Source organism: Mesorhizobium sp. M0207 (assembly GCF_040321995.1).
In the GTDB taxonomy this organism is placed as follows: Bacteria; Pseudomonadota; Alphaproteobacteria; order Rhizobiales; family Rhizobiaceae; genus Mesorhizobium.
Genome location: NZ_JAMYSQ010000054.1, coordinates 1 through 9,574, shown reverse-complemented (window position 1 = coordinate 9,574; position 9,574 = coordinate 1). Strand labels below are relative to the sequence as shown.

General features: G+C 64.6%; 10 protein-coding genes. 9 read left to right on the top strand and 1 reads right to left on the bottom strand.

The window, feature by feature from the left end:
- Positions 1-390: 390 nt before the first annotated feature.
- The 9 genes from NKJ15_RS32470 (at position 391) to NKJ15_RS32430 (ending at position 8,674) form a co-directional block, all read left to right on the top strand.
- Positions 391-1,218, top strand: coding sequence for a helix-turn-helix domain-containing protein (locus NKJ15_RS32470; protein ID WP_352819776.1), 828 nt, complete (start codon positions 391-393; stop codon positions 1,216-1,218).
- 108 nt (positions 1,219-1,326) lie between these two features.
- Entirely contained in the window at positions 1,327-1,770 is a 444-nt protein-coding gene (locus tag NKJ15_RS32465) for an SRPBCC family protein (protein ID WP_023675802.1), read from the top strand.
- Positions 1,771-1,803: 33 nt separating this feature from the next.
- On the top strand, positions 1,804-2,598 hold the full coding sequence (locus tag NKJ15_RS32460; protein ID WP_352819774.1) for an FAD binding domain-containing protein: 795 nt from the start codon (positions 1,804-1,806) through the stop codon (positions 2,596-2,598).
- Between the two features lie 49 nt (positions 2,599-2,647).
- Positions 2,648-3,130, top strand: coding sequence for a (2Fe-2S)-binding protein (locus NKJ15_RS32455; protein WP_352474970.1), 483 nt, complete (start codon positions 2,648-2,650; stop codon positions 3,128-3,130).
- Positions 3,131-3,144: 14 nt separating this feature from the next.
- Positions 3,145-4,512 carry a xanthine dehydrogenase family protein molybdopterin-binding subunit gene (locus NKJ15_RS32450; protein ID WP_352819772.1) on the top strand — a complete coding sequence of 456 codons (1,368 nt, stop codon included), beginning with the start codon at positions 3,145-3,147 and terminating at the stop codon, positions 4,510-4,512.
- 1 nt (position 4,513) lies between these two features.
- Positions 4,514-5,518: a xanthine dehydrogenase family protein molybdopterin-binding subunit gene (locus tag NKJ15_RS32445; protein ID WP_352819771.1), complete on the top strand. Its 1,005-nt coding sequence runs from the start codon at positions 4,514-4,516 to the stop codon at positions 5,516-5,518.
- Between the two features lie 9 nt (positions 5,519-5,527).
- Positions 5,528-6,424 (top strand): AAA family ATPase, encoded by an 897-nt coding sequence (locus NKJ15_RS32440; RefSeq protein ID WP_352819770.1) that lies wholly within the window; start codon positions 5,528-5,530, stop codon positions 6,422-6,424.
- Positions 6,425-6,650: 226 nt separating this feature from the next.
- Positions 6,651-7,787, top strand: coding sequence for a vWA domain-containing protein (locus NKJ15_RS32435; protein ID WP_352819769.1), 1,137 nt, complete (start codon positions 6,651-6,653; stop codon positions 7,785-7,787).
- Positions 7,787-8,674, top strand: coding sequence for an amidohydrolase family protein (locus NKJ15_RS32430; RefSeq protein ID WP_352819778.1), 888 nt, complete (start codon positions 7,787-7,789; stop codon positions 8,672-8,674). The genes NKJ15_RS32435 and NKJ15_RS32430 overlap by 1 nt, the downstream gene beginning before the upstream one ends.
- 213 nt (positions 8,675-8,887) lie before the next feature.
- On the opposite strand, the gene NKJ15_RS32425 is transcribed toward NKJ15_RS32430, so the two are convergent.
- The gene (locus tag NKJ15_RS32425; protein ID WP_352819767.1) at positions 8,888-9,295 is read right to left on the bottom strand and encodes a carboxymuconolactone decarboxylase family protein; all 408 of its coding nucleotides are present in this window, start codon (positions 9,293-9,295) and stop codon (positions 8,888-8,890) included.
- Between the last annotated feature and the right edge of the window lie 279 nt (positions 9,296-9,574).

Below are 9,574 nucleotides of genomic sequence, written 5' to 3'. Positions count from 1 at the left end.
CCGTCCGCCAGACTCAACTGACCCAGAACACGATCCACCATCGCGAATCTCCCTGCTCCAACCTCACAACAGAATCACTGATCGGCTTCTGTGCAAAGATCTCCTTGTGGGAGAAGGTGTCGCCGAAGGCGACGGATGAGGGGTGCTCCAGTTTGGCATCGCCTCATTTCTTCCAACAGCCCTCAACCGTCTCGGCGCTAGCGCGCCGATCCACCTTCTCCCACAGGGGGAGAAGGGGACGCGCTCCTATCGCCGGGTCTGATAATCCGCCGGTGCGGCGCATGGCCGGCGCCCGGACGTGCACATCCGTCTTGACGCAAGCCCGAACTGCGCCGCACAATCGCTCGCAGCAGGCGAAGGGAGGCCAGTCGCCTGCGGGAGGATATACCCATGACGGAAGCGATCAGGCTCTACTGGGGCCGGTTCGGACATGTTTCTGTCCTGAACGTCGCCAGCGACTTCGTCACCCATGCCCATGTCGAGGCGCATATCATCATCTGGCTGGAAGGCACCGCCGGCGAGATGACCATCGGCCGCGAGACGGTACGGCTTGGACCGGGCACCGCCGCCGGCATCAATTCCTTCCAGCCGCACAGCCACGCTCTGTCCCGCGACGGCACGCCCGGCCTGTTCCTCGCCTTTTACATCGATCCGGACTGGGCTCGAAGGCGCCGCGAGCTGCCTTCCTCCGCGCCGCTGTTCTCCGCCCCGGCAATCACGCTCGAGCCTTGGCTGCACAAGGCGGCGGCCAACCTTCTCGATCATCTCAGCGACAATGAGAGCATCGACGACATCGCCAATTACGAGATCGAGCGCTTCATCGACAGCGTGCTCGATGCCGCCGACGCGTCCGCACCGCAGACCGTGCGCACCCGCGTCAGCACCATGCAGGACTTCCGCGTCCGCAAGGCGATCCAGCTGATGAAAGCCAATGTCTGCGAGCGCATCTGCTTCGACGACGTGGCGCGCAGCGTCGGCCTGTCGCGGCCGCATTTTTTCGCCCTGTTCAAGGAACAGACCAATCTGACGCCCAACGTCTATTGGAACACGCTGCGCATGGAGGAAGCGGTGCGGCAGTTACAGTGGTCGCAGGAGCCGCTGATCTCGGTCGCCTGCAATCTCGGCTTCACCACGCAAGGCAATTTCTCGCGCTTCTTCCGCGACCATGTCGGCGTCCCGCCGACGCTTTACCGCGAGGCGGCGCGGGCGATCAGCTGAGCGCCCGTTTTTTCAGACTATTTGATAGGCGTTCAAGACGCATTGATAAGCGCTGCCGAGCCTGCCGCCCTACCCTCCCAGGCAGCTGATGTGCAAGGGAACGATCATATGGCGAAAGTCACCATCTCCAGCGTCATCGACGCGCCGGTCGAAAAGGTCTGGGCGCGCATACGCGACTTCAACGGCCTGCCGACCTGGCACCCGCGCATGGTCGAAAGCCATATCGAAGACGGCAAGGATGCCGGCACGATCGGCTGCGTGCGCAATTTCCAGCTCGCCAGCGGCGCCCGCCTCCGCGAAAAGCTGCTCGATTTCTCCGACGAGAACTTCCTCGTCAGCTACGCCATCCTGGAGACGCCGCAGCCGCTCACCAACCACAAGTCGACGCTGCAGTTGCGGCGGGTGACGGACGGCGACCGCACCTATGCCGAATGGACCGCCAGCTTCGACGCCGCTCCCGAGGAAGCCGATAAATTGGCCGAAGGCATGGGCGCCAATGTTTTCCAGGGCGGGTTCAACGCCCTGAAGAACCACTTTGCCGGCCAGAGTTGAATGACGGACTAAGCCCGAAAAAGGGAGCGTTCCATGACGCTTGCATTGCAGACTTTCCCGACGGTGAAGGACGCCGGCGCGGCGCTGAAAGCCGCCGGCGCCCGCTATCTCGGTGGCGGCACGCTGGTCGTGCGCGCCGTCAATGAAGGCGACGTGTCGATCTCCGGTTTCGTCAGGTCGACCGACCCGGCGTTGTCGGCCATCACCGTCTCCGGCGGCACGGTCCGCATCGGCGCCTCGGTGACCATGGCGGCGATCGCCCGCCATCCGGATCTCGCCCCGCTGGCCCACGCCGCGCGCGCCGTCGGCGGCCCGGCGATCCGCAATATGGCGAGCGTCGGCGGCAATCTCTTCGCGCCAACGCCTTACGGTGATTTCACCGTTGCGCTGCTGGCTTTGGGCGCAACGGTCAGCACCAGCGACGGCGAGCTGCCGATTGAGACATTTCTGGCAAGGCGCGAGAGCAATGACGCTATCGTCACCGCGGTCGGCTTCACGCTTCCGAAGGAAGGCGGCTTTCGCTTCCTGAAAGTGTCGCGGGTCAAGCCAAAGGGCATTTCGGTGCTGAGCATTGCGACCGTGCTGGAGCACGCACCGGACGGCACCGTGTCGTCAGCGCAGATCGCGTTCGGCTGCATGGCCGACCGGCCGATCCGTGCCAGGGCGGCGGAGAAAGCCCTGATTGGCCGGAAACTCACCAGCGACGGCATCGCACCGGCACTGGCTGTTGCCCGCGACGGCACTTCGCCGCGAACCGATCCGATCGCCAGCGCCTGGTATCGCAACGAAGTCCTGCCGGTCCATCTCGGCCGGCTGCTGCTCGCCTGAAAGACCGTGGCGCGTATGTCCGCCTAGCTGCGGCGCAAGGAGTAAAAAGATGGCAAAGGTCCCGATTCAGTTCACGCTCAATGGTGCGGAGAAAGCCGAGTTCATCGACAGCGGCACGACGCTGCTTCATGCGTTGCGCGACAAGATCGGCGACACCTCGCCGAAGGGCGGCTGCCATCAAGGCACTTGCGGCGCCTGCTCGGTCATCATCGATGGCGAGCTCAGGCTGTCCTGCCTGACGCTGGCCGAGACCTGCAACGGTGCGGCCATTACCACCACCACGGGGCTGGCGGAAGGCGGCGTGCTGCATCCGCTGCAACGCGCTTTCCTCGACGCCTTCGCGACCCAATGCGGTTTCTGCACGCCGGGCATGATCATGGCCGCCAAGGTGCTGCTCGACCAAACCCCGAACCCCAGCCGCGAGGATGTGGTCGAGGCGCTGTCGGGCAATATCTGCCGCTGTACCGGCTACGAGCCGATCATCCAGGCGGTGCTGAGCGCCGCGCGCTCCAATTCGCAGAACGCGGCTTGAGGGGAGTCAAAAAGATGGAACTCCGCAAGAGCTACTTTGCCGACCAGCGCAAGGACGATCTGCACGAGATCGGCCAGCCGCGGCCGCGTTCGGATTCGCCCGGCCATGTCACCGGCAAGACCACCTATTTCGCCGACCGCAATTTTCCCGGCATGCTGCACCTGAAGATGGTGCGCAGCCCGCATCATCACGCCCGCATCCGCAGCATCGATACGTCAGAGGCCGAGAGGCATCCGGGCGTGGTGAGAATCCTGACCGCCAAGGATGTGCCGCACAATGTCTACACCATCCTGATCCTGATCCAGATCGGGCCGGAGGACGAGACGGTGCTGGCCGACGGCAAGGTGCGCTGGAAGGGCGAGGCGGTGGTGGCGGTGCTGGCCGAGACCGAGCGTGCCGCCCAGGAAGCCGCCGCCAAGGTCAAGGTCGACTACGAAGTGCTGCCCGCCGTCTTCGACATGGACGAAGCGCTGAAGCCCGGCGCGCCGATCGTCAATGAGTACCATGGCCGGAACTACTATCTCTACGACAGCGGCGAATGCCGCAAGGTGCGCTTCGGCGATGTCGAAGCCGGCTTCGCCGAGGCCGACCACGTGCTCGAACAGACCTACCAGTCCTCACCGATCGAGCATGCGCCGACCGAGACGACCGGCTGCATCGTCGCGCCGGAGGGCAACGACCGCTTCACCTGCTACACCAACACGCAGGCGATGTTCTTCACTCTCGATAACGCCTCGATCATCCTGCAGATGCCCGGCAACAAGCTGCATTTCGTCGGCGGCACTGTCGGCGGCGGCTTTGGCGGCAAGGTCGACGTCATCGTCGAGCCGATCGCCATCCTTGGCGCCAAAATAACAGGACGACCGGTCTGTTTTATCTACAGCCGCGAGGAAGAGATGCAGATTTCCTCGCCGCGCGCCGCCGAGAAAGTCGTCATCAAGGACGGCGTCATGAACGACGGCCGCATCGTCGCGCGTAAAGTCACGGGCTACACCGATGCCGGCGCCTATTCGCGCCATTCGCCCTACGGCGCGCAGAAGGGCGCCGGGCATTATCCCGGCCCCTATACGATCCCGAATGTCTGGATCGACACCTACTGCGTCTACACCAACCGCACCCCGTCCTCTGCGATGCGCGGCTTCGGCGTCACCATCGGCGATTTCGCGCTGGAGGTGCAGATGGACAAGCTCGCCCGGCTGATCGGCATGGACCCGCTCGAATTCCGTTTCATCAACGCCTATCGCGATGGCGACATGAAAGCACATCGGCAGCCGACCGAGGGTGCTGCGCTGATCGAGTGCATGCAGGAAGCCTCGCGCGCCGCCAACTGGCCCGTGGCAGAAACATTCATGGCGATGTCGTCCTACGCGAAGGGAGCTTGAGATGGCGATCAGGCGCGGACGCGGCGTCGCCGCGATCAACTATCCGACCGGCATGAATCTCGGCGGCGACCCGACGCAGGCGCTGGTCCATTCGACGCCGACCGGCAATTTCATGGTCACGCTGTCGAGCGTCGATCTCGGCCAGGGCATGAAGCAGATCATGGCGCAGATCTGCGCCGAGACGATCGGCGTGCCGACCGACCGCGTCGTCGTCGACACCGCCGACACCGACACCGGCCCGCACTGCATGGGCACCTTCGCCTCGCGCGGCACGCATCGCGCCGGCAATGCGGTTATCCAGGCGGCCAGGGAAGCCCGCCAGGTGATGCTGGAAGTGGCGGCCGAGGAGCTGGAGGCCAATGCGTCGGACCTCGAGACCGACGGGCAAGGCAACATCCTGGTCAAGGGCGCGCCGCAGAAATCGATCTCGATCTTCGATGTCGCGCTGTCGGCGCATTTCAAGCGCGGCCGTTCGATTTCCGGCCGCGGCATGTTTTTGATCCCGCGCTCCTATCCGGAAAAGGAAACCGGCGCGATGAAGCCGTCGACCTGCTACGCCCACGCCTGCACGGTTGCCGAGGTCGAGGTCGACGACGAGACCGGCGAGATCACCGTGCTGACCGTGAAGAACGTCTTTGAGATCGGCCGCGCGCTGAACCCGAAAATGGTCGAGCAGCAGCTCGTCGGAGGCTCGTGGATGGGCATCAGCCATGCGCTCTACGAAACGACCGAACCCTATTATCCCAATCGCGACCATGGCGGCACCGACTTCAACCAATATCTGATGCCGGGTCCTGGGGATCTCGCTCAAACCGATATCATCGTGCTGGAGAGGCCCTCGGCGGACGGGCCGTATGGCGCCAAGGGGCCGGGCGAAATGTGCGCCAACCCGCAGATCCCGGCGGTCGCCAATGCCGTCTTCGACGCCGTCGGTGTGCGCATCGATACACTGCCGATCACGCCGGAGCGCATTCTGCGGGCGCTGAAGGCGCAAGCCCCGAACTGAGTGCCGGAAATGCCCAAGAGAAGCGCCCGGACTTCAAGCGCAGAGACAGTCGCGACCTCGCCGGAGGCGGTGGCGTCCCGGCTCGCCACCTCGCGCTATCTCGCCGATGAAAGCCTGGCCACCGCAATCTTCCTGGCAATCAGGCTGGGTAAGCCGCTGCTGCTCGAAGGCGCGCCCGGCGTCGGCAAGACCGAAGCGGCGAAGGCGATAGCCGAACTGCTCGGGCGCGATCTGGTGCGGCTGCAATGCTATGAAGGCATCGACGCCGCACATGCGCTATACGAGTGGAACTACCAGCGCCAGCTGCTCGCCATCCGCCATGCCGGCGAGCACGAGGTCGACATCTATGACGACCGTTTCCTGATCGCGCGGCCGCTGCTGCAGGTGCTGAAGGCGCCGGAAAAGCGCGTGCTGCTGGTCGACGAAATCGACCGTTCCGACCATGAATTCGAAGCGCTGCTCTTAGAATTCCTGTCCGATTTCCAAATCAGTATTCCCGAGCGCGGCACCATTCGCGCGACGGCGCAGCCGATCGTCATCCTGACCTCGAACCGCACCCGTGAACTGGCAGAAGCGCTGCGGCGGCGCTGCGTCTATCACTGGATCACCTATCCCGACGCCATTCGCGAGGCCGAGATCATCATGCTGCGCGCCGGCGACGTCGCCGAGGCCACGGCCCGCGCCGTCGCTGCTGCTGTGCGCGGCATTCGCGCCCGTCCGCTGGCCAAGCCACCAGGCATCGCCGAGGCGGTCGAGTGGGCCAATGCCGCGACCATCCTCGAAAAAGGCGGCAGCCCGTGGCCGGAAGCGTTTCGCCGGGCCATTGGCGTGCTGATCAAAGACGAGGAGGACCTTTCCTGCATTGCGCCGGAGCTCGGCAAGATTGTCGAGGAGGCGCTGGCGTGATGCACGATCGAAGCGCGCTAGCGCGATACCCCAGGGCTAGTGCGCGACGCTGGCGGGACAGCGCCCCCCTCTGTCCTGCCGGACATCTCCCCCTCAAGGGGGAAGATTGGCAGCTTGGGCGCTCCGCTCAATTCTGCAACGTTGAAGATTGGCGAAAGCCGGCGAGATGTCTGATCTCCCCCCTTGAGGGGGAGATGTCCGGCAGGACAGAGGGGGGCGCGAAGGAATGATGCGTCCGGAAAGCTTGCCCCGTGCGACCACGCCGTTCCTCGGCTTCGGCCGGCTGCTCCGCCGCTATGGCTTTGCTGTCGCGCCCGAACAGGTGTCCGGTTTCATGCAGGCGGTGACGCTGCTCGGGCCGCGCTCGATGGCCGACATCCGCGAGGCGGCCCTCGCCACGCTGGCGCCGCCGCCCGACCGCCGCGACGAATTCGAGGCGCATTTCCGGAGCCATTTCTATGGGGATGCCGCGGCGCTGATCGAGGGCGAGGCCGACGAGGAAACCCGCATCAAGGACGATGGTGCAACGGGCGAAGAAGAAATCGAAGTGATCCGCCAGGAGGAAGGCGGCGAACTGTCTTCGGCGAGCGAACAGTTGAGCGTCCGCGAGTTCCATCGCGATAGCGACGGGCTTGCCGCCTTCCGCCGCAAGCTCGCCACCGCTTTGCCCGCGCGCCGCTCCTTCCGCACCGTACGCACGCATGCGCGCGGCAAGCTCGATCTGCGCCGTTCGCTTAGGGAGATCGTCAGCGCCGACGGCGATATCCCCTCGCCGCTGCTGCGCCGGCGGCAGGCGGTGCCGCGCAAGCTTCTCATCCTCATCGATGTATCCGGCTCGATGAAGCTCTACACATCGGACTATCTCAAGCTGGCGCATGCGGCCGTGCAAGGCGCCGACCGGGCGGAGGTCTTCACTTTCGGCACACGGCTGACCCGCATCACCTCGCCGCTGCGCATTCGCGACCGCGACCAGGCGCTGGCCCGCGCCGCTGCCCAGGTCGACGACTGGGACGGCGGCACCCGTATGGGACCGACGCTGCTCGCGTTTCTATCGGTGCCGCGCTTCTCCGCCTTTGCACGCGGGGCGGCGATCGTCATCCTGTCGGATGCGCTGGAGCGCGGCGATCATGCCGAGCTGGAGACGGCGATGCGCCGGCTGAGCGCCCGCGCCTTTCGGCTTTCGCTGGCGACGCCGTTGGCCGGCGATCCGCGCTTCCGGCCGGCCACGGCAGCACTTCGCGCCATCCTGCCGGTGCTCGACGACCTGGTCGACGGCTCGTCCATCGCGGGCGTCACCGAGTTCATCCTGTCGCTCGCCCGCCCCGCCCCGGCGGCCGCGGCAATCTGGAAGAGGGTTTCGTGATGCAGAAGGCGATCGACGCGCATTTCCACATCTGGCGCCAAAAGGACCAGCCATGGCTGGTCGGGCCGATGGTGCCGCGCATCTTTGGCCCTTACGAGCCGATCCGCCGCGACTATCCGATCGAGGAATTCCTCGCCGACGAGCAAGGCTCGGGCGTCGAGAAGGCGGTCTATGTCCAGACCAACTGGGCCAAGGAGGATTTCGAGAACGAGGTCGCGTTCCTGCAGAAGACCGCGGAAGAAACCGGCTGGCCGCACGCCATCGTCGGCTATGCCGACATGACCGTGGACGACGTGCGTTCCCAGATCGACCGGCTGATCAAGTATCCGCTGCTGCGCGGCGTGCGCATGCAGCTGCACTGGCACCAAACGCCGGCCTTCCGCTTCGCCGCCTCGGCCGATCAGGTCATCGACCCGAAGGTGCGGGCCAATGTCGCGCGGCTCAAGCATTACGGCCTGTCCTTCGACCTGCAGCTTTTCCCCGCCCAGATGAAGGATGGGCTGACGCTCGTCGGCGAGAACCCCGAGACCAATTTCATCCTCACCCATGCCGGCATGCTGACCGACATGGAGCCCGAAACCACCGAGGCCTGGAAGGCAGGCCTGCGCACGCTGTCAGCGGCGCCCAACCTCTATGCAAAGCTGTCCGGCCTCGGCACCTTCGTCCACCACAACGACCCGGCGCTGATCGGCTATATCGTCGACAACACCATCGACATCCTCGGCAGCGACCACCTGATGTTCGGCTCGAACTTCCCGATCGAGAAGCTGTGGACCAGCCACGCCGAGCTGATCAGGGCGCACCGGGAGGCGGTGGCGAAACACGGCGCGGCGGCCGAGGCCGATATTTTCTGGAACACGGCGGAGAAGGTTTATCGGCCGGTGTAGCGCGCGTCCCTTCTCCCCTTGTGGGAGAATGTGGATCGGCGCGTAGCGCCGAGACGGATGAGGGGTGCTGGAAGAAACTAGGCGGAGAAAATCCCAGCGATTTGAATCGCTTACGTCTCCACGGCCGCGATCCGTCCAGCACCCCTCATCCGACCGAGCTTCGCTCGGCCACCTTCTCCCACAAGGGGAGAAGGGAAGGCGCCGCGCCTCACCTCACCGCACCTCGAACTGCGGATCGACCGGGATCTGCAGCGCGGTGACCATCTGGTTGGTCTGCCCGGCCAGCCCGATGATCGACACCAGTTCGCCATGCTGCGCGTCGGTCATGCCTTTGGCGCGCGCTGCGGCGGTGTGCGAGTGGACGCAATAGGAGCAGCCATTGGCGGTCGAGACGGCGATGTAGATCATCTCCTTGGTCAGCGGATCGATGGCGCTCTCAGTGACCATCACCGCCTTGAGCTGCTCCCACACCCGCTTCAGCGACGCCGGATCATTGGCCAACCCGCGCCAGAAATTGTTGACGAAATCGGATTTGCGCGTCGCACGGATGTCGTCGAATACCGCCTTGACCGCCGGGATTTTTTCCACCTCGGCATCGCTCAGAAGTTTCGTCGTGGCCATGGCTTGGTCCTTTCGTTTGGATCGTTATGCGAGGTCGTTGAATCAGGTCGGGAGAAAAGGCGGCTAACCGCCTTGGATGAATCAGCAATTGACGCGCTGAGGCAAGACCGTAAGGCTGGCCGAGGCCCCTCACCTTCGTCATCCCTGGGCGAAGCAGGAGCGAAGCTCCGTCGCGGAGACCCTGGGATCCATATGTGGACGGCGCCCTGCCTGCAACGGTTGTTTTGCGTCGTTTTCGATCGCTTGCGTCCATATGTCCGGCCTTTGAGCACGGTCCTT

Coding starts and splice junctions, on each gene's coding strand:
- NKJ15_RS32470 (WP_352819776.1), top strand. CDS start 391: ATGACGGAAGCGATCAGGCTCTACTGGGGCCGGTTCGGACATGTTTCT.
- NKJ15_RS32465 (WP_023675802.1), top strand. CDS start 1,327: ATGGCGAAAGTCACCATCTCCAGCGTCATCGACGCGCCGGTCGAAAAG.
- NKJ15_RS32460 (WP_352819774.1), top strand. CDS start 1,804: ATGACGCTTGCATTGCAGACTTTCCCGACGGTGAAGGACGCCGGCGCG.
- NKJ15_RS32455 (WP_352474970.1), top strand. CDS start 2,648: ATGGCAAAGGTCCCGATTCAGTTCACGCTCAATGGTGCGGAGAAAGCC.
- NKJ15_RS32450 (WP_352819772.1), top strand. CDS start 3,145: ATGGAACTCCGCAAGAGCTACTTTGCCGACCAGCGCAAGGACGATCTG.
- NKJ15_RS32445 (WP_352819771.1), top strand. CDS start 4,514: ATGGCGATCAGGCGCGGACGCGGCGTCGCCGCGATCAACTATCCGACC.
- NKJ15_RS32440 (WP_352819770.1), top strand. CDS start 5,528: ATGCCCAAGAGAAGCGCCCGGACTTCAAGCGCAGAGACAGTCGCGACC.
- NKJ15_RS32435 (WP_352819769.1), top strand. CDS start 6,651: ATGATGCGTCCGGAAAGCTTGCCCCGTGCGACCACGCCGTTCCTCGGC.
- NKJ15_RS32430 (WP_352819778.1), top strand. CDS start 7,787: ATGCAGAAGGCGATCGACGCGCATTTCCACATCTGGCGCCAAAAGGAC.
- NKJ15_RS32425 (WP_352819767.1), bottom strand. CDS start 9,295: ATGGCCACGACGAAACTTCTGAGCGATGCCGAGGTGGAAAAAATCCCG.